Origin of the sequence: Novosphingobium sp. CF614 (assembly GCF_900113255.1) — a bacterium.
In the GTDB taxonomy this organism is placed as follows: Bacteria; Pseudomonadota; Alphaproteobacteria; order Sphingomonadales; family Sphingomonadaceae; genus Novosphingobium.
The window spans coordinates 12,972-37,642 of record NZ_FOOR01000022.1 but is presented as its reverse complement, the minus strand read 5'-3'; the positions used below and the strand labels follow the sequence as shown (position 1 = coordinate 37,642).

Annotated in this window: 19 protein-coding genes, 1 tRNA gene and 1 pseudogene; 13 read left to right on the top strand and 8 right to left on the bottom strand. The window is 66.4% G+C overall.

Annotated features, from left to right (window positions below; genetic code table 11):
• Positions 1–66: 66 nt before the first annotated feature.
• A complete protein-coding gene (locus tag BM052_RS16635; protein ID WP_091148703.1) occupies positions 67–501 on the top strand; it encodes an antibiotic biosynthesis monooxygenase in 435 nt (144 codons plus the stop codon).
• A 4-nt stretch (positions 502–505) separates the two neighbouring features.
• On the opposite strand, the gene BM052_RS16630 is transcribed toward BM052_RS16635, so the two are convergent.
• On the bottom strand, positions 506–1,828 hold the full coding sequence (locus tag BM052_RS16630; protein WP_091148702.1) for an EAL domain-containing protein: 1,323 nt from the start codon (positions 1,826–1,828) through the stop codon (positions 506–508).
• 87 nt (positions 1,829–1,915) lie between these two features.
• Between BM052_RS16630 and BM052_RS16625 the strand changes: the two genes are divergently transcribed.
• From BM052_RS16625 to BM052_RS20310, 3 genes and pseudogenes are all read left to right on the top strand, one after another.
• Positions 1,916–2,713, top strand: a complete 798-nt coding sequence (locus BM052_RS16625) for an NAD kinase (RefSeq protein ID WP_091148700.1) — start codon at positions 1,916–1,918, stop codon at positions 2,711–2,713.
• 121 nt (positions 2,714–2,834) lie between these two features.
• A tRNA-Asn gene (locus BM052_RS16620) sits at positions 2,835–2,909 on the top strand.
• Positions 2,910–3,163: 254 nt separating this feature from the next.
• Positions 3,164–3,304: pseudogene (locus tag BM052_RS20310) on the top strand (IS701 family transposase); the annotation flags it as partial.
• 135 nt (positions 3,305–3,439) lie between these two features.
• Here BM052_RS20310 and BM052_RS16615 read toward each other — a convergent pair.
• The 4 genes from BM052_RS16615 to BM052_RS16600 form a co-directional block, all read right to left on the bottom strand.
• The gene (locus tag BM052_RS16615) at positions 3,440–6,595 is read right to left on the bottom strand and encodes an efflux RND transporter permease subunit (protein WP_091148698.1); all 3,156 of its coding nucleotides are present in this window, start codon (positions 6,593–6,595) and stop codon (positions 3,440–3,442) included.
• A 17-nt stretch (positions 6,596–6,612) separates the two neighbouring features.
• Positions 6,613–7,863, bottom strand: coding sequence for an efflux RND transporter periplasmic adaptor subunit (locus BM052_RS16610; RefSeq protein WP_091148696.1), 1,251 nt, complete (start codon positions 7,861–7,863; stop codon positions 6,613–6,615).
• On the bottom strand, positions 7,860–9,095 hold the full coding sequence (locus BM052_RS16605) for a TolC family protein (RefSeq protein ID WP_091148694.1): 1,236 nt from the start codon (positions 9,093–9,095) through the stop codon (positions 7,860–7,862). Before BM052_RS16605 ends, BM052_RS16610 begins: the two co-directional genes overlap by 4 nt.
• A gap of 64 nt (positions 9,096–9,159) precedes the next feature.
• Positions 9,160–9,672 carry a hypothetical protein gene (locus tag BM052_RS16600; RefSeq protein WP_177198523.1) on the bottom strand — a complete coding sequence of 171 codons (513 nt, stop codon included), beginning with the start codon at positions 9,670–9,672 and terminating at the stop codon, positions 9,160–9,162.
• Between the two features lie 129 nt (positions 9,673–9,801).
• Here BM052_RS16600 and BM052_RS16595 point away from each other — a divergent pair, with 129 nt between their 5' ends.
• From BM052_RS16595 to BM052_RS16560, 8 genes are all read left to right on the top strand, one after another.
• Positions 9,802–10,083, top strand: coding sequence for a hypothetical protein (locus BM052_RS16595; RefSeq protein ID WP_091148691.1), 282 nt, complete (start codon positions 9,802–9,804; stop codon positions 10,081–10,083).
• A 2-nt stretch (positions 10,084–10,085) separates the two neighbouring features.
• Entirely contained in the window at positions 10,086–10,715 is a 630-nt protein-coding gene (locus tag BM052_RS16590; RefSeq protein WP_091148690.1) for a hypothetical protein, read from the top strand.
• A gap of 137 nt (positions 10,716–10,852) precedes the next feature.
• Entirely contained in the window at positions 10,853–11,581 is a 729-nt protein-coding gene (locus BM052_RS16585; protein ID WP_177198522.1) for a response regulator transcription factor, read from the top strand.
• Entirely contained in the window at positions 11,581–12,909 is a 1,329-nt protein-coding gene (locus BM052_RS16580; protein WP_091148686.1) for an ATP-binding protein, read from the top strand. Before BM052_RS16585 ends, BM052_RS16580 begins: the two co-directional genes overlap by 1 nt.
• A gap of 131 nt (positions 12,910–13,040) precedes the next feature.
• On the top strand, positions 13,041–13,730 hold the full coding sequence (locus tag BM052_RS16575; protein WP_091148715.1) for a carbonic anhydrase: 690 nt from the start codon (positions 13,041–13,043) through the stop codon (positions 13,728–13,730).
• A gap of 8 nt (positions 13,731–13,738) precedes the next feature.
• Positions 13,739–15,292, top strand: a complete 1,554-nt coding sequence (locus BM052_RS16570; protein WP_091148713.1) for a SulP family inorganic anion transporter — start codon at positions 13,739–13,741, stop codon at positions 15,290–15,292.
• A gap of 284 nt (positions 15,293–15,576) precedes the next feature.
• The gene (locus BM052_RS16565) at positions 15,577–16,416 is read left to right on the top strand and encodes a TorF family putative porin (RefSeq protein WP_091148685.1); all 840 of its coding nucleotides are present in this window, start codon (positions 15,577–15,579) and stop codon (positions 16,414–16,416) included.
• A gap of 217 nt (positions 16,417–16,633) precedes the next feature.
• On the top strand, positions 16,634–18,520 hold the full coding sequence (locus tag BM052_RS16560; RefSeq protein WP_255406217.1) for a putative bifunctional diguanylate cyclase/phosphodiesterase: 1,887 nt from the start codon (positions 16,634–16,636) through the stop codon (positions 18,518–18,520).
• A 54-nt stretch (positions 18,521–18,574) separates the two neighbouring features.
• Here the strand turns inward: BM052_RS16560 and BM052_RS16555 are convergent, their stop codons facing one another.
• Positions 18,575–20,002, bottom strand: a complete 1,428-nt coding sequence (locus BM052_RS16555; RefSeq protein WP_091148682.1) for a DEAD/DEAH box helicase — start codon at positions 20,000–20,002, stop codon at positions 18,575–18,577.
• A 164-nt stretch (positions 20,003–20,166) separates the two neighbouring features.
• Positions 20,167–20,760: a hypothetical protein gene (locus BM052_RS16550; RefSeq protein WP_091148680.1), complete on the bottom strand. Its 594-nt coding sequence runs from the start codon at positions 20,758–20,760 to the stop codon at positions 20,167–20,169.
• A 189-nt stretch (positions 20,761–20,949) separates the two neighbouring features.
• Between BM052_RS16550 and BM052_RS16545 the strand changes: the two genes are divergently transcribed.
• Positions 20,950–22,371: an FAD-binding oxidoreductase gene (locus BM052_RS16545; RefSeq protein WP_091148678.1), complete on the top strand. Its 1,422-nt coding sequence runs from the start codon at positions 20,950–20,952 to the stop codon at positions 22,369–22,371.
• A gap of 240 nt (positions 22,372–22,611) precedes the next feature.
• Here the strand turns inward: BM052_RS16545 and BM052_RS16540 are convergent, their stop codons facing one another.
• Positions 22,612–24,654, bottom strand: a complete 2,043-nt coding sequence (locus BM052_RS16540; RefSeq protein WP_091148677.1) for a TonB-dependent receptor plug domain-containing protein — start codon at positions 24,652–24,654, stop codon at positions 22,612–22,614.
• Positions 24,655–24,671: the final 17 nt, after the last annotated feature.

The window sequence follows — 24,671 nt, the reverse complement described above, 5'->3', positions numbered from 1 at the left end:
CATGAGACGGTTGGCATGAGTTGATTGCCCCCGGCTCGCCAATGCCGTCCTGAAAGGTGAGCATAGATGGCCATCGTTTCGCTTACCCGCCTCAAGCTGCGCCGGTTCTGGTTCCTGCCCGCATTTCTGCGCCATGCCAATGCGAGCACGGCGCAGCTGGAGGGCATGCCGGGCTTTACCGGCGGCTACCTTGCGTCCAACTGGAAATGGACGTTCTGGACCGTCTCGCACTGGGAAACGCGGGAGGCGATGCGCGCCTATCGCGGCAGCGGGGCGCACGCGGCGGCCATGAAACGCCTGCCCGCCTGGTGCGACGAGGCGGCGGTGGCCACCGTCGAAGCCGATGGTCTCGCACTGCCTTCGCCTGGCGAAGCGGTACGGTTCATGGAAGAGCACGGCCGGCTCACCCGCGTGGACAAGCCCTCGCGGGCGCAGGCGGCGAAAATATGCTGGCCCGACGGCCGCATTCCCCGTGTCGTCCGACGTATCGTTCCGCGCTGAACCGTCAAGCCGCCGCCAGCTTGGCGAACATCGCCGCGCTCATCGGCTGCGCGCGCAGGAAGCCCTGGTAATATGCGCAGCCCTCATGGGCCGCGACCGCGCGCTGCCCCTCGTCCTCGATCCCTTCCGCGATCACCTGGAGATCCAGCGCCGCCGCCATCGCCACGATCGCACGCAGCACCGCCACGTCGCGCTTGTCGCTGGCCACCCCCTCGATCATCGAACGGTCGAGCTTGAGGTAATGCATCGGCAGCACCTTGAGGTAGCGGAAGTTGCAGAACCCCGCCCCGAAGTCGTCGAGGGCGATGCGGATGCCCTGCGCGGAAAATTCGGCCATTGTCTGCGCCGCCAGCGCGACGTCGCTGATAAGCGCCTGCTCGGTCACCTCCAAGGTCAGGCGGCGCGGCGGGAAGCCGCTCTCCCGCACGAGGTCGAGCATCTGGCGCACGTAGCTGCCGAAGGCGAGATCGGCGGGGGTGACGTTGATGGAAAGACGCAGTTCGCCCGGCCACTCGCACGCGGCCCACAGCGCCTTGCGGGCGATGTGACGCGAAAGCGGCCCGATATGGTCGGCGCGCTCGGCGATGGCGAACAGGGCGCCGGCACCGATCCGGCCGAGTTCGGGATGATTCCAGCGCGCCAGGGCCTCTGCCCCCGTCAGCGCGTCGTCTGCAAGGCTGAACTGCGGTTGAAACAGGATCTCGATCTCGTCGCGATCGATCGCGACCAGCAGGTCCGCCTCGAGCTGCGCGCTCGATCGCCCCGGCGGGGTCACTTCGCCGTCCGCCCAGGCCAGTCGCTCGCCCTGCTGCTCGCTCGCCTGCTGCAAGGCATGCCCGAGGCGATCCAGCATGGATTCCACGCTTTCGTCGGTCAGCGCCCGGATCAGTGCCACGCGCGGGGACAGTCGCAGTATTCCCAAAGGCACCGCGATCGGGCGCGCGATCAGGTCGGCAAGCTGATCCGCGACCAGCTGCCAGCGCTCGCGGCTGCAGGCTTCGTTGGCAACGAGCAGGAAGCGCCCGCCGCCCGCCCTTGCGAGCTGCCAGGGCCCGTCGAGTTCATCCGCCGCGAAGTGAGCAATACGGGCCGCCACTTCCTCCAGCGCGCCATCCCCGGCCGCCGCGCCATATGCCGCGTTGATGGTGTCGAGGCGGCGCAGTCCCAGCATCATCGCATGGACATGGGCATGGCGGGGCGCGATGGCGGGATCGGATCGCCAATCGGCCATGCGATCGTGCACCGCCTCGATCCCCGGAATGCCGGTCAGTCGATCCTCGATCCCTTTGGGATGGCTCTGAACATGTTCTTGCTGTGATGCGCCCATGCCCAGGGCTTTAGCCCAAAGGCCTTGCCAAACCGTTCAAAATTCGACAGCCCAGCCGCAAAAGATCCACGGTGGCCCGGAGATTTGATGAGCGACGATCCGAAGCTGGCTCTCATCGTGTCGGACAGCGTCAAGGCGCAGGCCGGTGCGCAGGTGCTGCGGGATTCGCATCCGTGGGTCTCGCCGCAGGATGCCGATGTGCTGGTGGTGCTGGGCGGCGACGGATTCCTGCTCCATGTCCTGCACGAAATGCTGGACTGGCAGGAACTCAAGCCGGTCTACGGCATGAATCTGGGAACGGTCGGCTTCCTGATGAACGGGCAGCACGATGATGCCCAGGCGCACGGGCGCGTTCCCATCGCCCGGCGCGTGGCCGAAGCCCACCGCGTACCGGTCCGCCCGCTGTGCATGCACGCGACCACGCAGGACGGCAGGGAATTCAGCTATTACGCGATCAACGAAGTCTCGCTGCTGCGCGAAACGCGCCAGACCGCCAAGCTGGAAGTGCGCATCAACGGGAAAGTGCGCATGGAGGAACTGGCCGGCGACGGCATCCTGATCGCCACCCCGGTCGGCTCCACCGCCTACAACCTGTCGGCCAACGGGCCGATCCTGCCGCTGGGCTGCCGCATGCTGGCGCTGACACCGCTCAGCCCCTTCCGCCCGCGCCGGTGGAAAGGGGCGATCCTGCCCGAAAGCGCGGAAGTCGAATTCCGCGTCCGCGAACCCGGCAAGCGCCCGGTCGCCGCCGTCGCCGACCAGAAGGAAGTGCGCGACGTATCCACGGTCCGCATCGTCGCCACGCCCGAGAAGGAACTGACGCTGCTGTTCGACCCCGGCTTCACGCTGGAAGAACGCATCTTCGCCGAGCAGTTCCAAGTCTGACCCCCTCGCCCACGGGAAGGAAGGAACTTGGTGGAATTTTCCACCGCAACGGGGGTTGCCAATCACGGCGGCACTGCTATAGGCGCACCCCTGCCCAACGGTGGAGACATCGCAAGGCTGCTCCCCGATAGCTCAGCGGTAGAGCATTCGACTGTTAATCGAATGGCCGTAGGTTCGAATCCTACTCGGGGAGCCAATTTCATTTCCATGCACTTGGAAACGCGAGAAATTCTACTCAGGCTGCGACCAAGCCCTTCTAAACACCCACCATCCTAAAAGTGACTGATTGGTGCGCAATCAATCGACCAGCTTGCTGTGTCGTAGCCGCTCCCCGGCTTTTTCCCTCTCAGAGCGTCTAAGCACTCTGACACCAGTTCGAGGAAGTCAGCCCGGTCGCTCGCCTTGGGGTTCCTGCCGTGCTCGGTTCTCCAAAGACGAAAAGCCATGCTTGAAGATCTGGGCCTCGACCACTTCGAAGGCCGGTCATGAAAAGGCCTGCACCGACACGCGCTGGTGTCCATGCTCGCCTTTGCTTTCCTTCAGTTCCTTCGGCTCAAGCAGGCCAAAGGGGGGAAAAGAATCGCCAGGCTGCCGCCACAGCCGAGCCTGCCCAGAATCCGGCAAGCAATTATTGCGCCTCTCCAAGCCTCCCGCAAACCAGCAGGTTCTCGTCGCTGAAGTAGACCGCATCCTTTATTATGCCAATGATGTGTCGCAACCAGACAGCTAGGATGAGCAACCGTTAGCTTCGGGTGTTTCGAGCCGCCCCTCCACCTCCTCCTCGCGCCGGTGGACCAGCGCGTATAGCGCGGGCAGCACCAGCAGGGTCAGGATCGTCGAGGAGATGATGCCGCCGATCACCACCGTCGCCAGGGGGCGCTGGACTTCCGATCCAGCGCCGACATTCAGCGCCATGGGCACGAAGCCGAGCGATGCCACCAGCGCAGTCATCATGACCGGCCTCAGGCGGGTGAGCGCGCCTTCGCGCACCGCTTCCAGCAATCCGGCGCCGCGCTCCCGCAGTTCGCGAATGAAGGACAGCATGACCACGCCGTTGAGCACCGCCACCCCGGACAGCGCGATGAACCCTATGCCCGCCGAAATCGACATCGGAATCCCCCGCAGTGCCAAAGCCGCCACGCCGCCGGTAAGGGCGAGCGGCACGCCGGAAAAGACGATCGCGGCGTCCTTCATCGATCCGAACAAGGTGAACAGCAGCCCGAAGATCAGCACCAGCACCAGCGGCACCACGATCGCCAGCCGCGTCCTGGCGGACTGGAGCTGTTCGAAAGTGCCGCCGTATTCGATGTAGTACCCCGCCGGAAGCGCCACCTCGCCAGCCACCTTTTCGCGCAGTTCGGCCATGAACGAGCCCAGATCGCGCCCGCGCACATTGGCGGTGATGACCGCGCGGCGCTTGCCGTTCTCGCGGCTGACCTGGTTGGGTCCGGCCGCGAGCGCGATATCGGCCAGCTGCGCCAGCGGCACCGCCGTGCCGCCGGCCACCCGCACCGGCAGGTTGCCGAGCGCATCGAGATTGGTGCGCAAGGCTTCGGGCAGGCGCACGACGACGGCGAAACGCCGATCGCCTTCGAACACCTCGCCGGCCTTGCTGCCGCCGGTGGCGGTGGCGACGGCATCCTGGACATCGGCCATGCTGATGCCGTAGCGCGCCAGCATGTCGCGGCGCGGCGTGACCGAGAGCATCGGCAGGCCGGTGACCTGTTCCAGCTTCACGTCCTGCGCGCCCGCAATGGACGCCGCCACGTCGTTGACGGCATCGCCGCTTTCGAGCAGCTGATCGAGATCGTCGCCGAACAGCTTGATCGCCACGTCGGCGCGGACCCCCGCGATCAGCTCGTTCATGCGCATCTGCACCGGCTGGGTGAATTCATAGTTGTTGCCGGGGATCTCCGATACCGCCTTGTCGAGTTCGGCCACGAGCTGGACGCGCGGCTTGCGGGGATCGGGCCACCGGCTCCGATCCTTGAGCATGATGAAGTTGTCCGCGACCGAGGGCGGCATCGGGTCGGTCGCGACATCGGCGGTGCCGATCTTCGCGAAGACCCGTTCCACTTCCGGGAATTGTCGGATGCGCTTCTCCAGCGCCTCCTGCATCCGCACCGCCTGGCTCAGGCTGGTTCCCGGGATGCGCAGCGCATGCATGGCGATGTCGCCTTCATCGAGGTTGGGAATGAATTCCGAACCCAGGCGCGTGGCGCCGGCGCCGCTCGCCGCGACAAGCAGCACGGCGATCGCCAGTGCCCGTTTCGGCCGCGTCAGCACTTTGTCGAGCAGCGGCGCATAGCCCGCGCCGATCCAGCGCATGACGCGGTTTTCCTTCTCCTCCACCTTGCCGGTGACGAACAGTGCCACCGCCGCCGGCACCAGCGTCAGCGACAGCAGCAGCGCCGCCGTCAGCGCCAGCACCACGGTGATCGCCATGGGATGGAAGGTCTTCCCCTCGATCCCTTCCAGGGCGAAGATCGGCAGGTAGACCGCCGTGATGATGACGATGCCGAAGATCGAGGGCCGGATGACTTCGGCGCCGGCCTTGGCGACCAGACCGAAGCGCTCGTCCCGGTCGAGCAGGCGCCCGGCGCGATGCTGCGCCTCGCCAAGCCGCCTCAGGCAGTTCTCGACGATGATGACCGCCCCGTCCACGATCAGCCCGAAATCGAGCGCCCCCAGGCTCATCAGGTTGGCCGACGTCCGCGTGGCGAGCATGCCCGTCAGGGTCATCAGCATCGCGATGGGGATGACCGCCGCGGTGATGAGCGCGGCGTGGAAATTGCCGAGCAGGAGGAACAGCACCACGACCACGAGCAGCGCGCCTTCGGCCAGGTTCTTCTCGACCGTCGCGATCGTCCGGTCGACCAGTTCGGTGCGATCGTAGAGCGGATGCGCGACCACCCCGGCGGGAAGCGAAGCGGTCACCTGCCTGAGCTTTTCCGCCGCCGCCTGCGCGACCACCCGGGGGTTTTCGCCGGTGCGCATGAAAATGGTGCCAAGCACGATTTCCTTGCCGTTCTCGGTCGCGGCCCCGGTACGCAGCTGCGATCCGATCACGACTTCCGCCAGGTCCCCCACAAGGATCGGCACGTCGCCGCGCGTGGCCACCACGATCCGCGACAGGTCGCCTTCGTTGGCGGCCTGCCCCGGCACCCGGATCAGGATCTGCTCGCCGCCACGCTCGACATAGCCGGCGCCGCGATTGGCGTTGTTGCGCTCCAGCGCCTCGACCAGATCGTTCAGCGACAAGTCGAGCGCCGCCAGCTGCGCCGGATTGGGCGTGACGTGGTACTGCCGTTCGTAGCCGCCGATGGTGTTGACTTCGGCCACGCCGGGAATGGCGCGCATCTGCGGGCGCACCACCCAGTCGGACAAGGTCCTGAGGTCGGTCGCCGTCCAGGGGCTGCCGTCGGGCCTGGCGCCTCCCGGCTTCGGTTCGATGGCGAACATGAAGATTTCGCCCAGCCCGGTGGCGATCGGCCCCATCTGGGGCTCGATCCCGGCCGGCAGCTGCGACCTGACCGCCTGCAATCGCTCGTTGACCTGCTGGCGCGCGAAATACGTGTCGGTGCCGTCGTCGAACACCACGGTGACCTGGCTCAGGCCATAGCGCGAGATCGAACGGGTGTAGGAAAGACCGGGGATGCCGGCGATGGCGGTTTCGATCGGAAAGGTGACGCGCTGTTCGGATTCGAGCGGGGAATAGCCTTCCGCCTCGGTGTTGATCTGGACCTGGACATTGGTGATGTCCGGCACGGCGTCGATCGGCAACTTCACCGCGCTCCACACGCCGATGGCGCACAGCAGGGTGGCCGCCGCCAGCACGAACCAGCGCTGGCGGATCGAAAAGCCGATGATGCGGGCAAGCATGATCTATCCCCTCCCGCTCAGTGATCGTGGCTCGCGCCCGACTTTTCGATGTCGGCGCGAACCAGGAAGGAACCCTTGGTCACATAAGGCGTGCCCGGTTTCAGGCCGCCCCGCACTTCGGTCCATTCGGGCGAGGAACGGCCCAGTTCGAGCATCCGCACTTCGTAGTCCTGCCCGTAATTGGCGAAGACCACCTTGAAGTCGCGAAAGGACTGGATGGCTTCGGTGCGCACCGCGAGCGGAACCGGCACCGCGTTCACCGTCACTTTCCCGCGCAGCGCCATGCCGGCGCGCAGCCAGCCCGCACGATTGGAAACCGGCGCGCGGACCAGCGCGGTCCCCGCCTCGGCATTGCCTTCGGGCAGGTAGTCGCCCAGCCGGCTGGCGGCGATCGGGGTGCCGTCCATGGCCTCGATCTCCACCCGCATGCCGGGCCGGATCGCCGCCAGGTCCTTGGGGAAGATGTTGAAGACAACCGAAGTCAGCCTGGGATCGGTGATGACGTAGAGTGCCCTGTCGCCCGTCACGTCGCCGGGATTGCCGCCGCGCTCGGCCACCACGCCGGTGACGGTGGCGTGCACCGGGTAGACTTGCAGGCTTTCGCTCGATTCGATCCGGGCGAGCAGTTCGCCGCGCCGGACATAGTCGCCCACCGCCTTGGTCACGCTGACGATGCGCCCCGGGAATTGCCCCCGGATTTCCGAACGCGCCGATGGCGCCAGTTCGACGGTGCCGAACAGCTCGCGCGTCTCGCCGATCGTGGCCGGGCCGGCGGCCGCGATCTCGATCCCGCCCGCCTTCGCCGCTGCGGCCGCGATGCGCGTGCGTCCTTCGGGGCTGGCGTATTTCCAGGCGTGACGCCTTCCGTTCTCGAGCGCGAGGACTTCCACGTCGAAGCTGTGCGGTTCCTCCACCGTGCCTTGCCCGGCCAGGAACTTGCCCTCGGGCTTGAACGCGAACGTATCCACCTCGCCTCCCAGCCGCCGCAGCGTCATCGCCAGCCGCACGGTCCCCGGATCGACCGGCTCGCCCCCGCGCGTGGCCCCGCGCGTGGCATAGACGCGGAACTGCGGTTCCTGCCCGGTCTCGAAGATCGTTACTTCAAGGACGAAATCGCCGTCCTTGAGCAGGCGCCCGCCGTGCGGGCCCTTTTCGACTTCGGCCGCCTCTTCCCCGTGCTCCGCCGGCACCGGGTCGGACCCGCAGGCGGCCAGCGGAACGACAAGGGCGAGCAGCGCGATCGCGGCGGCGTTACGGATATTCCTCATGGCATTTCCTCTCCGGCGAGGGCCTCGAAGCGCCCGGTCAGCCGATCGATCTGGGACAGAACATCGCGGTAGCGGGTCATCGCTTCGACCCACTGCGACTGGATTTCGATGATGGCGTCGGCGGCATCCTGCACGTCGGCGAAGCGGAAGCCGCCGCGATTGTAGCCTTCGCGCACCTGCTGAAGCGCGTGCGTAGCCTTGGGATAGACATCCTGCATGATGCCATCGGCGCGCATCCGGGCGGCTTCCGCGTCAGCCCGCAGCGAGGCCAGCTGGCGCAGGCGATCGAGACGGGCCGCCTCGGCTGCCAGTTCGATCCGCTGCCGTTCGGCCTGGGCCCGCTCGATATTGCCCCGGTTGCGGTCGAAGCGGCCGAGCGGGATCGAAATCCCGGCCACCAGCGCGACGTCGCCGCTCTGCCGCAAGTGCCGGACGCCGCCGCTCACGGTGTAGTCCTGCACCCCGCGCGCCTGCTCCACCGCGACTGCGGCCCGCGCCCGTTCCACCGATGCGGAAACCAGGGCGCTGTCGGCGCTGGCCAGCTGGTGATCGTGCTCGTCCGGCTTCTCGATCCCGCGCGGGACCTCGAGGTCTTCCGGCTTGCCGCCCCAGAACGAGGCGAGCCTGGCCCGCACGGCATCGCGGCGGGCGCCGGCCTCGTCGAGCGCCAGCCGGGCGTGGGCCACGCGGGCATCGGCGCGGGTTTCCACGAACAGCGGATCCTTGTAGCCGCGCACCCGGCGCAAGGCTTCGGCCTGCATCGCGCGTTCCGTCTCCAGGCGCCGCTGCGCCAGCCACAGGACTTCCCCCGCGACCTGCAAGTCGATGAAAGTGCGCTGCACCGCTTCGGCAAGGTCGAGCCGGGCCTGCCGCGCCGATGCCTCGGCAACCGCGACATCGCGTTCGGCATAGGCGATGCGCGCATCGCGCTTGCCGCCGCGCTCGATGGTCTGGGAATACGTCACCGTCGTTTCGGCCTGCCGGAACACGTCATAGGCGCCGGTGCCGGCGATATTCTCCGCTTCCACCGACAGGACGGGATTGGGACGGGCATCGGCCTGGCTCCGCCCCGCTCGTGCCGATCGGATACCGGCTTCTCCAGCCGCAAGCGCGGGCGATGCCGCGACGGCCCGGCGAACGGCCTCCTCGAGGCTTATGGATTCGGCGCCCGCAGCCGCCGGCAAGGCCAGCAGCAACCCGGCCAGAATGCCGGTGCGCATTGTCAAAGACATGAAATTGCTCCCGAAACGCGTGAGGTATCGTGGCGGGATCATCCTCCCGCCAACGCGGCGCGTTTCAGGCTAGGGGCGGCTCCACCGGCGGCGCCGAGGTCCGCGAGACGAGAACCGCCGCTTCGCCCGGGCGAAGCATGTCGCGGTTCGCCAGGACATCATCGGCGCCTTGCGCGCATTCCGCGGTCATCGCCATGGGGCAATGGTGATGGTGGAAGAATTCCTGTGATGCATCGGAGGACGAATCCCGCGAAGATCCGTCGTCAGCGCCGGCTTGATCCACTGGGGCCTGATCCATTGGGGCCTGATCGGCATCCACCACCAGGGCGCCGCTCTCCCCATGCTCGTCATGGCCGGCATGCGCCATGGCAGGCGCATGCAGCGCTGCGCAGAGCACCGCGAAGAGAATCAGGATCTGGAGACGCAGGCCTCTCATCCCACCGCGAATATCAGGGCCCGGCAGTGTCAGCAAACGTATCTTTGCGGACGATCGCATAAGGCGATCCTTCCCCCCAGGCTCTTCATGCCGAACCGGGTCCATCCATTTTGCCGCGCAACCCACCGATCCGAATTGCACGGTCGGAACGCTTGCCCCCGGTTCGCCGCCTCGCAACGACACTGGCAACACTTCGTCACCGTTTCGCAGAAGGTGGGAAACGAAGGCTCCCCAATCTAGCCACATCACGATGCCAGATTGGAGACATCAATGATTTCCGCGTTTCTTCTCGCCCTCGCCACGCTTTCCGGTCCGGCCGCAGCACCGGATGCGGCCTATGCTTCCGATACGATCAGACACCTCAAGGGGCATCCCTCGCTTCCCGCAGCCCCCGCAAACCAGGCGCGCAAAACCGCGAATGCCGCGTGCCATCCTGATCCGGGCAAGGGCCGCGTCTGCCGCCATCGCCAGGCCCAGGCGGATGAGACCAGCCGCGAGCTGCTGGCCCGGACCGAGGCCGACGGGACAGCGCCCCGGGAGACGGCGCGGTGAAAATGCCCTGGCGCGGACTGGTGGCGGCCTGCCTGGCCCTCGGCTGGACCGGCTCCGCGGCCGCCTATGACGAATTGCCGCGCGGACTCGCGAAACTCACGCCCGCCGAAGTGGTCGACCGCATCCGGGTGGACGACGAGGTGCTCGAACCGCACATCGTCGTCTCGACCCAGAAGGCCTGGGATCGCGGGCGCCGGATCGAAGGCGCCCACGCCAGCGACGTTCATCTGCGGGCGCTGGTCGATCGCGAAAGCGGAGCGGTGCGCTGGCAGGTCTGGCACGAGCTGGTCTACGATAGCGCCGCGCGCGAGATGGTCGGCGTGAACTACCGCGTCGACGGCCGCCTCCAGCGGGCCGGCCTCGTCGTTGCCGAACAATGGCAAGACGATTGCCCCGGCGTCGACGCCGCCGAGATATCCTGCAACAGGTACGCGCGCTTCGTGTTCGAGATTCCGGACCGCGCCATGCAGGAGATCGCCGCCGCCTACCGGCCGGACAGCCGCGCCCCCTGGCGGCTGCGCTTCAAGGACGTGAACGGCGGCTCGATCACCAGCGGCCTTGCCCCGGCCGAGGCCGCCGGACTGCTCAAGGCGGTCGCGCAAGTCCGCGGCGAACGGCTCGCCGGTGGCTGATTCCCCGCCGGCGCGCCGCGACGCCGCCCGTTCGCGACCATCTGGATTGCCGGATCGCGCCCAAGTACCTATATCACCGCAATGACAGCCAAGAGACGATGACAGTCGCCCCCCGGTTCAGATTCCCCCACGACATGATGACCGCCCCCCCCACTATCCTTCTTGTCGAGGACGACGGCGCGTTGCGGACGCTCACGGCGCGGGCCCTCCGCCAGAGCGGCTTCAACGTGCTCACGGCCGCGACCGGCGCGGAAATGTGGGTCACCCTGCGGGAAACCGCCGTCCAGCTCGTCGTGCTCGACATCATGCTTCCCGGAACCAGCGGCTTCGATCTGTTCCGCCGGCTGCGACGCGAAAGCGACGTGCCGGTGATATTCGTCAGCGCGCGTGGCAGCGAGGAAGACCGCGTGCTGGGGCTGGAGCTTGGCGCCGATGACTACCTCGCCAAGCCGTTCAGCACGCGCGAGCTGGCGGCGCGTGTCAGTGCCGTCCTGCGGCGGGGCGGCGGCTACGACAACGGCGGCGAGATCGCGGCGGACGGCCGGGCGCCGGACGCGATATTCTTCGCGGGCTGGCAGGTCTCGCTGGCGCGCCGGGAGCTGCGCTCGCCAAGCGGGGCGATCATTGACCTTACCGGCGCCGAATTCGATCTGCTTTCGACCTTTCTCGGCTATCCGCAGCGCGTGCTGGGGCGCGAGCGGCTGATGGAGCTATCCCGTTCGCGCATCGGCGACAGTTCCGACCGCAGCATCGATGTGCTGGTAAGCCGCCTGCGCCGCAAGCTGCAGGCCGAAGGCAGCGAATCGCCGATCATCACCGTGCGAGGCGTCGGATACATGTTCAAGGCGGAAGTGACGCGCACCTGATGGCTGCCGGCGGGCTTGTTTCCCTGTTTCGGCGCCTGGGGTTGCCCGAACGGCTGCTGGCCGTGCTGCTGCTGGTCATCATCGTTGATGTCACAGCCAATTCGTTCCTGTTCGATCGCGTGAATTCGTTCAAACTGCGACGTGACGATGCCGAGCGCATTGCCGAGAACCTGGTGCTTGCCCGGCGCACGCTGGAACGCGCCGAACCGCGTGCGCGCGATGCCATGGCGGAGGCATTGAGCACCAGGCGCTTCACCCTGGACTGGGTGGCACCAGGAGAACGCAAGCGGGGGTCGCTCGGCCTTGCCAATCTGCGCGCCCAGGTGGTCGAGATCGAACCGGAACTGGCCCTCGGCGACCTTGAACTGCACCTGGAGGAGCTTCCCGGCGCGGGGAACATCGGCGGATCGATCCGGCTTTCGGACCGCAGCGTCGTGCGTTTTCATACCCATGCCAACGCCGCCTGGAAACTGACGGTGGGACGCGTCGCCAGCCTGCTGCTGCCCACGCTGCTGCTGATCGTGCTGGCCTGGGTGCTGCTGCGCACCACGCTCAAGCCCTTGCGCAACCTGATCGGCGCCACCCGGCACCTGGGTTCCGAACCACCGCAACCGGTGCCCGAACGCGGCCCCGACGAACTGCGCAGCCTGATCCGCGCGCTCAACGAAATGCAGCAGCGCATCCACCAGTCGCTGGTGGACCGCACCCAGACCATGCTGGCGATCGGCCATGACCTCAAGACCCCGCTTTCGCGCATGCGCCTCCGCCTCGACGACGACAGCGTCGATCCCGAAGTGCGCGAAGGCCTTTCGCACGACATCGACGAGATGCGCATGCTGCTCGAATCGATTCAGGCCTATGTCGACAGTGACGGGCGCAACATCCCCGCCGAACGCATAGACATCGCGGTCATGGCCGAAACGCTCGTCGATACCGCGGCGGACCACGGCGCCGACGTGGCCTATTCGGGTGCTTCCAGCCTCGAAGTCCGGGCCCGGCCGGTTGCGATCCGCCGGGCGCTGTCGAACCTGATCGAGAACGCGGTCCACTACGGCGGCAATGCCAGGGTCTTCGTGCGCCGGGACGGCGGCGCGGCGGAAATCATCGTCGAGGACGACGGCCCCGGCATTCCCGAAGACCGCATCGCCGACGCCCTCCAGCCGTTCGTCCGGCTCGATACGGCGCGGACGCGCGATACCGCGGGCATGGGCCTTGGCCTGCCGATCGTGCGCAAGGCGGTGCGCATGGAGAACGGCACGCTCGACTTGCGCAACCGGCCGCAAGGCGGCCTCCGCGCCACGATCCGGCTGCCGCTCACGGCGGACTGAAGTTTCGCTGCGCCGCAGCAAAACTTCGTCACGTTCGCGACGAACGAGGGACAATCGGAACACCTAGCTCTTGGTCATGCCCGGCGGCCGTGAGCCGCCGGGACACACAGACCATGAGAAAGGTGACCAAGGTGAACGAGCTGATCGGCCGCGTCTTCCATTTCGAGAAGTCGATTTTCCCCGCCCATGGTGAGCTTTTTGGCAAACTCACCGCGCATGGGCAGGCGCCCAAGGCGCTGATGATTTCCTGCGCGGATTCGCGCATCGTGCCCGAACAGATCATGCAGGCACAGCCCGGCGACCTGTTCGTGTGCCGCAACGCGGGCAACATCGTCCCCCCCTATTCGACCATGAACGGCGGCGTGACCTCCACGGTCGAATACGCCGTGATCGCATTGGGCGTGCGCGACATCATCGTCTGCGGCCATTCGGACTGCGGCGCGATGAAGGCGCTCAGCGATCCCGCCGGCCTCGAAGCCATGCCCAACGTGGCGGCCTGGCTGCGCCACGGCGCGGCGGCCGAGCATGTCGTGAGCACCTGCCACGGCGACCTCGGCGACAAGGAGCGCGTCCGCGCGATCAGCCTTGAGAACATCATCACCCAGATCAGCCACTTGCGCACGCACCCGGCGGTGGCCGCCGCGGTCGCGCGCGGTGAGATGACACTGCACGGCTGGTTCGTGGACATCCATGCCGGCCAGGTGCTCGGACTTCACGGCGACACCGGCGAATTCGTGCCGCTGCGCGAGGATCGGGATCTGCCGGTCGCGGTTTCCCCCCGCGTCCGGATTGCCGTTGAATATGCCGAGGCCGCCGAATGAGCGGGGCCATGGCAAGTACGGGCGCAAGCACGCGTGCCGCCGAGGGCCTGGAACGAAGCGGCCCCTTCGCGCATTTCGGGCGTGACTTCACCGCCTCCATCGTCGTGTTCCTGGTGGCGATGCCGCTATGCATGGGCATCGCCATCGCCTCTGGCGTGCCGCCGGAAAAGGGGCTCGTCACCGGAATCATCGGCGGCATTGTGGTCGGCCTGCTGGCCGGCTCGCCGCTCCAGGTCAGCGGTCCCGCCGCCGGTCTCGCCGTCATCGTCTTCGAGTTCGTGCGCGAAAACGGCCTGGAGGCGCTTGGCCCGGTGCTGCTGCTGGCCGGGCTGTTCCAGGTCATCGCCGGCGCCCTGAAGCTGGGTGGCCTGTTCCGCGCGATCAGCCCGGCGGTGGTCCACGGCATGCTCGCGGGCATCGGCGCGCTGATCGTGATCGGACAGTTCCACATCCTGTTCGACGAGAAGCCGCTGTCCAGCGGCCTCGATAATATGGCCATGATCCCCGCGCGCATCCTGGGCCTCGACTTCGGCAATATCGCCGCGACCGAATTCGCCCTCGCGCTCGGCGTATTGACCATCGCGGTCATGCTGGGATGGGAAAAGCTGCGGCCGAAATCGATGGCGCTCGTTCCCGGTGCCCTGCTCGGCGTCGTCGCGGCGACCGTGGCCGCCTGGGGCACCGGCCTCGACGTAGCGCGGATCCAGGTGCCCGAATCGATCGGCGCCGCCTTCGCCCTGCCCACGAGCCTGGAATGGTTCGCGCCGCTGGCGAGCCCCTCGCTGATCGTCGCCGCGCTCGCCATCGCTTTCATCGCCAGCGCCGAAACACTGCTCTCCGCCGCCGCGGTCGACCGCATGCACGACGGCGTGCGCACGAAGTACGACAAGGAGCTGGGCGCGCAGGGCGTCGGCAACTTGCTGTGCGGCCTGTTCGGCGCCCTGCCGATGACCGGCGTCATCGTGCGCAGTTCTGCAAACGTGCAGGCGGGGGCCAGGACCCGGCTCTCGACGATCCTGCACGGCGTGTGGATCCTCGGCTTCGTGGCGCTGCTGCCGTGGCTGCTGCGCGAAGTGCCGATGGCGGCGCTGGGCGGCGTCCTGGTGGTGACCGGCTGGCGCCTGGTCAGCCTCAAGCACGTTCGGCACCTGTTCAAGGCGCATGGCCACTTGCCGGCGATAATCTGGGCGGTGACTTTCGTGCTGGTGCTTACGGCCGACCTGCTGACCGGCGTTCTCGTCGGCCTGGCGCTCTCGGTGGTGGAACTGCTGCCGCACTTCAGGCACTTGCGCCTCAAGGTGCGTGAACATCAAGAGGACGAGGAAACCCGCGTCGAGCTGGACGGGGCCGCGACTTTCGTCGGCCTCACGCGGTTGAACGCGGTGCTGGAAAAGCAGCCCGACCACCGGCCGGTCCACCTCGACCTCAACCGCGTCAAGGCGATGGACCACACCACCGCGGAAACCCTTTCCGAGTGGATCGCACGCCGCCGCCAATCGGGGCGCCGGGATCGCGTCACCGGGTCCGAGACGATCCTGCGCGCCTTGCCTGCGATCGACTGACAACTTCGCCTGGAAGCCGGATACCCTCACATCCGGTTTCCGCACCTGCCGGGCGGATGCCTTGCGCATCCGCCCGGCCTTGTATCGGCGGCATCTTCGACTTTCGGCAACACTTCGTCACCAAGCCGCAAGCCCGCGGACAAGTGGCGTCCGTATCGGGTGAAGGCCGGCATGAAACGGGCGCGCCACGCAGCGGCGCCCGGCATTCCGGCCGCAGGACGGAACAGACAACCACAGCAACACGGCACGACAACTTGCCACAGCATCATGAGGGTGTTCCGATAATGAAAACTCGTCTTCTCTCCGGCCGTTCCTGTCTTGGGGCCGGACTTGCCGCCATGTGCCTCGCCTTTTCCAGCCCCGCGCTGGCGCAGGAGGAAGCACCGGACGAATTCACCGTCGCGGGCAGTGCAGCCCTGGTTTCCGACTACCGCTTTCGCGGCGTTTCGCAGTCCGACAAGGAAATGGCCGTGCAGGCCGGCCTCTCCGTCACGCACGCCAGCGGCTTCTATGCCGGCACCTGGGCCTCGAACCTTGCCGGCTGGGGCACGTTCGGCGGCTCCAACATGGAACTCGACCTCTACGGCGGCTATTCCACCGAAGTGGCGAGCGGCGTGACGCTCGACGTGGGCCTGACCTGGTATATGTATCCGGGCGGTGCCGACACCACCGACTTCGCCGAGCCCTACGTGAAGGCATCCGGCACCCTGGGCCCGGTCAAGGCGCTGGTCGGCGTCGCCTACGCCCCCAAGCAGGAAGCGCTGGGCAACTTCTCTAACACTCCCGAGAGCGCAGGCCAGAAGCAGGACAACCTCTACTTGTGGACCGACCTCAGCGGCGGGGTGCCGAGCACTCCGATCACGTTGAAGGCGCACCTCGGCTATTCGAACGGCAACCCGGGCCTGGGCCCCAACGGCACCAGCGTCGCGCCGACCGGCGAATACCTGGACTGGATGCTCGGCGCCGATCTCGCGCTTGGGCCGGTGACGCTGGGCGTGGCCTATGTGGACACCGATATCTCGAAGTCGGATGCCGCTTACCTGCAGCCCAACTTCTCCTCGACCAAGGACGGCTCCTCGATCGCGGGATCGACGGTGCTGTTCTCGCTTTCCGCCGGATTCTGACCGGCGGCGGGCCGTGAACCCGGCCTGAAATTAGGACGCCCGGCCTGATCGGACGGGCGTCCACCCACGATACAACCGCTGCCAGGCTGGTGGGAATCGTCAGACGACATGCTTTTTCGCGCCGTATCGTTCAAAGATACGGGACTATCTAAGGAGTCGATTAACCTCGGTCCTTTAGGATGCATCGCCTATACCGTCAAAACGGATTGGATGAGGCGTGCTCAAATTCAAGGTAGCGATACTTGAATTGATTGCGAAAGGCGCATCTCTGGCAGAAGTGATGGATCACATCTGCCTGCAGATCGAAGCGCGCTTTCAGGGCGTTGTCTGCTCGGTCCTGACCGTCGATCGAAGCGGCACGGTTCGTTCCCTGTCCGCGCCAAGCTTGTCCGAAGCCTATTCGCGATCGCTGGACAACCTGGCGATCGGCCCCAACGTCGGTTCCTGCGGAACGGCCGCCTATATCGGCCAGCCCGTCGCGGTAACCGACATAGCGACCGATCCGCGCTGGACGCCATTCCCCGCCTTCCAGCAAGCGGTGCTCGCCCAGGGGCTCAAGGCTTGCTGGTCATCGCCGCTGGTCGACGCATCGGGCATCGTCCTTGCCACGTTCGCGCTTTATTTCCGGGAGCCGCGCGGCCCCACGGACGAAGAGCGCCAGATGGTGGACATATGCCTTCACTTGTCCGATCTGGCATTCGCGCGCCACCAGCGCGTGACCGATCGCGAGCACCGCGCGAATACCGACGCGCTGACGCGATTGCCCAACCGCGGCAGCTTCGCCAGGGCCCTGGCCCACTTGAACTGCGAGGAACCCGGCAGTTGGGCGCTGCTGGTGATCGATCTCGACAATCTGAAGACGATCAACGACACTTTCGGTCACAGCGCGGGCGACAGGCTGCTGCAGGAAGTGGCCTCCCGCCTTGCCCGGTTCGCCATCCCGGACAGCGCGTTCCGTATCGGCGGAGACGAATTCGTCATCCTGATAAAGGATCCCGAGCGGCTGCGGGACCTTACGCGGACGGCCCACGCGGTATACGATGTCCTTGCCCCCCCGATCGATTTCAAGCTTTTTTCGATCGTCCCCGAAGCCACCATGGGCGCGGCGGTGGTGGCGGGAGGTGAAAACAGTCCCAACCTCGTGCACCGCTACGCCGATCTTGCACTCTACCATGCCAAGGAAACCAATCGCGGCGGCTTCATGCGTTATCGGCCCGGCATCGATACGCGGATGGCCGCCCGGCTCTCATCGATAGAAAGCCTCGACGCGGCGCTCAAGGAAGGTCGCATCGATGCCTGGTATCAGCCGATCGTTCGCCTGGACGATCAGCGGATCGTCGGCCTGGAAGCGCTCTGCCGGATGACTTCGCCCACTGGAGACATCCTGTCCGCCGCCACCTTCGCCGAAGCGACGAGCGATGCGCGCATCGCGTCCGTACTGACGCACCGCATGTTCTCGGTAGTCTGTGACGACATGCGAAGCTGGCTCAACCTGGGAATCGATTTCGGCCACGTCAGCGTCAACGTCACCGCCGTGGACTTGCGAGGCGGGCGGTTGCAGGCCGCGTTGAACGAAATATTCGTCGATGACTCGCTGTTCGACCGCCTCGTCCTGGAAGTGACCGAGACCGTCTACATCGGCCATCGCGACAGGCCGGTGATCGACGCGGTGACGGCGCTCCGGGAAAACGGCGTGCGCATCGCGCTCGACGACTTCGGCACCGGCTTCGCATCGCTGACCCATCTGCTGGACCTTCCGGTCGACTTCATCAAGATCGACCAGTCCTTCACCGCCAGGCTCCCCGAAGACGATGTCAGCGGGACGATCATTGCCGGCCTGGTCGCCATCGCCCGCAAGCTTGGCGCGGCGGTCACGGCGGAGGGCGTGGAGACGGCCGAGCAGGCTGCCCGGCTGCGGAAACTGGGATGCGAACTTGGCCAGGGCTTCCATTTCTCGCGCGGGGTGGATCGCGGCGCGGTGGCGCACCTGCTGATGCGGCACGCCGCGACCAATCCGCATGGAATTCCGCTTACCGCACAACCCACCTCCGCCCGGCGCGCGGCCGCCGCGCCGCGTCCTGCCCAGCGACGCCAGCGGATTTGAGCGCGCCCGAATTCAGGCCCCTAAATTCAGGCCCCCGAATTCAGGCCCCCGAATTCAGGCAAGCGCGGAAACACTCAGGAAGTCGGGAACCGGACCGTTCCAGCCCTCGCCTACAGGCGCCGGTTCGGACCGGCGCGGGCGGCGTTCGCGACGTGGCTCTTCGGCACGCGTCTCGCGGCGCGGCTCTTCGACGCGCGCTTCGCTGCGTGGTTCCTCGACTCGCGCTTCGCGGGGTGATTCTTTGACGGGCGCTTCGCGGCGGGGCGCGCGTTCGGTGCGCTCCTGTCGCTTTTCGCGCCCTCCCCGTCTGGGTTGGGGCTCGTCTTCCCGGCCCGGCCGTTCGATCCGCTCCTCACCGGCATCATCGAGCGCCAGGGCATAGACCGGGATCTTGCCGCCGGTCAGCTTCTCGACATTGGCGATCGCCTCGGCATCCTCGGGCGCGACGAAAGTGAACGCGCGGCCGGTGGCGCCGGCACGCCCGGTGCGGCCGATGCGGTGGATGTAGTCGTCCGGGTGCCAGGGCGTGTCGAAGTTGAAGACGTGGGACACGCCCTTCACGTCGAGCCCGCGCGCAGCGACGTCGGACGCGACCAGGATGTTGATGTCGCCGGCCTTGAAGCGGTCAAGCTCGGCAATGCGCGAGGACTGGTCCATGTCGCCGTGAATCTCGCCGGCGGCAAAACCGTGGCCCTTGAGGCTCTTGGCCAGTTCGCGCACGGTGGTCTTGCGATTGCAGAAGACGATCGCGGTCGACACGTTGTCGGTGCGCAGCAACTGACGCAGCACCTCGCGCTTCTTCCTGGCCGGCACCGCGACCTTGTGCTGGGCGATGTTGACATTGGCCGTCGCCGGCCGTGCAGCCTCGATGTATTTCGGGTTCGAAAGGAAGCGGTCGGCCAGCTTCTTGATCGGCGGCGGCATCGTCGCCGAAAACAGCAGCGTCTGCCGATTGGTCGGCAGCTTCGAGCAGATGTTCTCGATGTCCGGAATGAAGCCCATGTCGAGCATGCGGTCCGCTTCGTCGATGACGAGCATCTCGCAGCCGGTGAGCAGGATCTTGCCGCGCTCGAACAGGTCCATCAGGCGGCCCGGCGTGGCGATCAGCACGTCGACGCCCTCGGACAAGGCCTTGAGCTGATCGCCCATCTGCACGCCGCCGATCAGCAGCACCATCTTCAGATCGTGGTTCTTGCCGTACTTCTCGAAATTCTCGGCGACTTGCGCCGCCAGTTCGCGAGTCGGCTCCAGGATCAGCGAACGCGGCATCAGCGCCCGCCGGCGGCCGTGCGCAAGGATATCGATCATCGGCAGCACGAAGCTGGCGGTCTTACCGGTGCCGGTCTGGGCGATGCCGATAAGGTCCTTCATCATCAGGACCGACGGGATCGCCTGCTCCTGGATCGGAGTCGGCTCCGTATAGCCCGCGGTCTCGACCGCTTGCAGCAATTCATCAGACAGGCCGAGGTCGGCAAAGCTCATAGGCGAAAGATTTTCCGGAAGATTCAGGGTATCTGCGCCAAACTGGTCCGGGACGGGACTTGACGCCCCGTCGCTTACCGTTTGCGCGACAGCGCGCCCTTTGCGCGAAAGGGCGCCAAAGTCAAGGAATTCCGGCCCGGCTCGCCCTGCCGGCGATCAACCGCTCAGCGATCGCTTTCGACAAGCTGGCGGATACGCGTCAGCTTGCAGTTCATTCCGCTGCGCGAAAGCAGGGTGTCGCGATCGATGCACAGCTGCCCGTCCGGGGTCCGCGCGAGGTAGAACCCGGAATAGAAATCCCGCGCGCGGCATGAACGCTCCAGTTCGGCGGCCACCAGCCGCCGGTCCCGCATGTAGAGCAACAGGCGCGTGCCGCGATCGGGCTGGACACCGCCGATCTCCGCGATCGACAGGCAGTTCCCGATCTTGCGCTCGCTGAAGTGCACGCCGAAGTCGTCATCGGGTATGCCGACGAACATGTCCGGCGGCATCGGCAACGAGGCGCGCGGCGTAATGCGAATCTGCATGCGCTGTTCGATGCGCACTTGCCAACCCGCCTCGGGCTCCCCGTTCTGGAATGCTCCTGTCGCGACAGGCCAGCCCGGCATCGGCACCCGCGGCGGCATCGCGGGCCAGGCATAGGCTTGCGGCGCCCCGGCCCGTTCCATCGCCGCGTCCGCCCTCGAATCGCTCTCGATCCCGCTCGCCGCCGGAAGCAGCAGGGCAATCGGATAGAGCAATGCCGAAACGAAATTCATACTGGAGCGGTTCCCCGGAACGCAGCCATGGCGAACCTGTTCCCTTACCGCAAGACCTTGAACCACCGCTTAACTCGGCAAACCGCCCACCCGCGCCTGCCGGCCTGCGCCTGCCGGCCTGCTATTGCCAGCCTCCAATTCTGAAGCTGGAGGATGAAACCGGTCGCCGGCTGTGCCATAGCTTCGGGGATGACCACTTCCGCCGCCTTTCTCGACGAAGCCGCCGCTCGCCTCGGGCCGCGCGGCCTGACGCGCGATCCCGACCTGATCGCCCCCTGGCTCACCGATTGGCGCGGCCGCTTCACCGGGCGCGCCTGCGCCATGGCATCGCCGGGCAGCACCGGGGAACTCGCCGAGCTCGTCCGCCTCTGCGCCGCGCACGGCGTGCCGATCGTCCCCCAGGGCGGCAACAGCGGCATGTCCGGCGGAGCGACGCCCGACGAATCGGGCGATGCGGTGCTGCTCTCCCTGCGGCGGATGAACGCGATCCGCGAGATCGACGGCGAGGCGCGCCGGGTCACTTGCGAGGCCGGCGTGGTCCTCCAGACCCTGCACGAAGCGGTCGAAGCCCGGGATCTGCGCTTTCCGCTGACCCTGGGCGGCAAGGGTTCGGCGACCGTGGGCGGGCTCATCTCCACCAATGCCGGCGGCTCGCAGGTCCTGCGCCACGGCTCGATGCGCGCGCTCGTGCTCGGGCTGGAGGCAGTGCTGGCCGACGGGCAGGTGTTCTCGACGCTGACCCCGCTCAAGAAGGACAATCGCGGCTTCGACCTCAAGCAATTGCTGATCGGCTCGGAAGGCACCCTGGGCATCGTCACCGCCGCCACGCTCAAGCTGCTGCCGGCGGTCGCCGAGCGGGTGGTGATCTGGGCGGGCATCCCCTCGCTCGGAGCGGCCCGCGCCCTGTTGCTCCACTGCGAGGATATGGCGGGCGATGCGCTCGAAGGCTTCGAGGTGATGCCGCGGGCCAGCCTCGAAGCCGTCCTGCATCACTTGCCCGCGGCGCGATCGCCGCTGGCGGGAAGCCACGCGTGGTATGCCCTGATCGAAGTCGTCGCCGATCGTTCCACGGTCGCCACCTTGCGCGAGCGCTGCGAGGCGATGATGGCGGAAGCCTTCGAGAAGGGCCTGCTCGAAGACGCGGCGATGTCCGCCAGCGAGGCGCAGGCCGAGGCCTTCTGGCTGCTGCGGGAATCGGTGGCCCCCGCCGAACGCGAGCGTGGACCGGCGGTCCAGCACGACATCTCCGTCCCGGTCGAGAAGATGCCGGAATTCGTCGAGGCCACCGCACCGATGATCGAGGCGGAGTGGCCGGGCACCGAAGCGGTCGCGTTCGGGCACCTGGGCGACGGCAACGTCCACTACCATATCATCGCCCCGGACGTGGCCGACGGGCTTGCCTGGCAGCAGAACGAAGGCAAGGCGATCAGCCGGCGCGTGCATGACCTCGTCACCCAATGGGGTGGTTCGATCTCCGCCGAGCACGGCATCGGCCAGCTCAAACGCGAGGAACTGGCGCGGCTCGGCGATCCGGTCGCGCTCTCGATGCTGCGCGCCGTCAAGCACGCGCTCGATCCGCAGGGGCTGCTCAATCCCGGCAAGCTGGTGTGACGAGCCCGCTTCTCCTGGTGAAACGGGCCTGCCCCCGAGGCCAGGGCGTTCAAGGATTTTAACGTCGAAGGATAGTGCATAGCGGCTCATCCCCGCACGACGGTTCCTAAGATAGATCCGTTCCTTTCGTCATTGTGAGCCGCCGTGGGCGGTGCGGCAATCCAGGGCGGTTGTGCTTGCGCCTTCGACGGCGCGCAATTGATGACGTAGAGAAGGGAACCAGAGCCCCGCTTGCTGCTGTCAGAATCCGTACCGGAAGCTCAGGAAGAAGCTGCGCCCAGGCTCAGGGAAGCCGTCCGCGAGCACGTAATAGTCGTCAAACAGGTTGCGCGCGCCCGCGCCGACCTCGATCCCTTCGCGCAGTTCGTAGTTCACGGTCAGGTTGGCCAGCACATAGCTGCCCGTGCGGTAGTAGAGCGTGCCCGCCGTGTTCACCGTCCAGCGGCTTGAGGCGATGTCGGCATTGGGCAGGATGTGCAGTCCATCCATGGGCGCCCAGTCGGCCCAGACGAACGCCTTGTGCGTCGGCACTCCGGTCGGCTCGAAGGCGGTGTTGGAGGGATCCTTGAGATCACGATGGGTATAAGTGTAATTGCCGCCAAGATTCAGCGAGTTGCCGACCCGCACCGTCAGCGAGAGTTCCGCACCGTAATAGTCGCCGCTGCCGAGATTGCGACTCTGGCTGACCGACTGCCCCTGGTAAAGGAACGGGAAGGACACGATCACGTCGTCCAGGTGCGAATAGAATACCGTAGCTTCGGCATGGAGCGGCCCAAAATCGTGCGTGCCACCGATTTCGTAATTCGTCGCCCGCTCGGCCTTGAGCGCCGGATTGGAGACCGCGCCGCCGAAGCGCGAGCTGAACCGCTCGAACAGGGTCGGAAAGCGCGCGCGTGACGAGATGCCGGCGTGCAGGCTGATTTCGGCATCGGGCCTCCAGACCAGTTGGCCTTGCGCATTGAAGGCGCTACCGTTGTACAGCGGATATGCGATGAGTGCCCCGCTGGCGTAGTCTTCGGCCCGCTTTAGATCGCGCCAGTCGAAACTGGCCCCGGCGGCCAGCGAAAGCTCAGGCGTCAGCGTCAGGCGGTTTTCGGCGGCGATGCTGTAAGTGTCCTCGATGCTGGTCTGCTTCGGTTCGGTGGAGCCGGAGGGGAAGCTCTGCTGCCATTCAGTGTGTTTGTCGCGCCGGTAATGCGCGGCGAGGCTAAGCTGATCGGCATCGCTCACTTTCACCTCCAACTGCGCCGATCCGCCCCAGGCGGTGTCGGCATAATAACTGTTGAAGGCGCGGCCCTTCGTCTGCGTCGTCTGAGCGGCATCGTCGAACGCCCGCAGCAGATTGTCGAAGCCGTTGCGGTAAACGCGCGTCTTGAGTGTGGCCTGGTCGCCGAGTGCGGTGGTCGACAGGAAATAGATGCTGTCTATGTTCCAGTAAGGCCAGGTCCAGTTGCGCTGGGTGGAGGCACTGTCGATGACGTGCAAGGGCGCGTTCTTGGAACCTTCCTGCCGGGTGTAGCTGAGCGAATATTCGTCGGTGGCGTTGGGGGTGAAGCCTAGCTTGGCATTGAGACGCCAATCGCCCGCGCGCGAGAAACCGCGATGCCCACCGTCCTCGGCCGATCCGGTCACGGGGGTGTAGCCGTCCGGCAGATCCCAGTGATCCTGGAAATTGCGGGTGTAGCTAGCCTGCGCGTACCACGCGTCGTGCCGGGTTCCGAGCAGAGCGAAGAGGTTGTAGCCGGTGTATTCGGCATCCCGGCCGAGGGTCAGCGTGCCGCGCGCTTCGGCTTCCAGCGGTTCCGTCGGCTTGCGAGTCACGAGGTTCACCGCGCCGCCCATCGCGCCTGGGCCATCGAGCACGGAGGCATAGCCTTTCGCGACCTGCACTTGCGCGATGTCGGCGGTAAGAAAGCGGCCGTAGTCGAGCCGGCCGTCGGCAGGCAGGTAGACGCGGATGCCATCGATCGAGAGCGGCACCTGGAAACGGTCGAACCCGCGCACGTAGATCAGTCGCTCGTTGCGCGACCCGCCGCTGTTGGAGGCCGAAACGCCCGGCATGAGGTTCGCGGCATCGTCCAGGCTGCCTCGCTGGAACAGGCGGATGGCCTCTGCATCGAGCGTCGAGGTGCTGATCGTCGGCCCCTTTTCAGATGGCGTCGTGACGATGATCTGGCCCAGGGTGAACGTATCGCTTTTGCCCGGTGCACCGTCATCCTGCGCCAATGCCGGCGTTGCGAGGATGCAGGAAAGACTGGCCGCAAGTGCGGTCGATAGACGCATGAACTACCCCCTGAAAT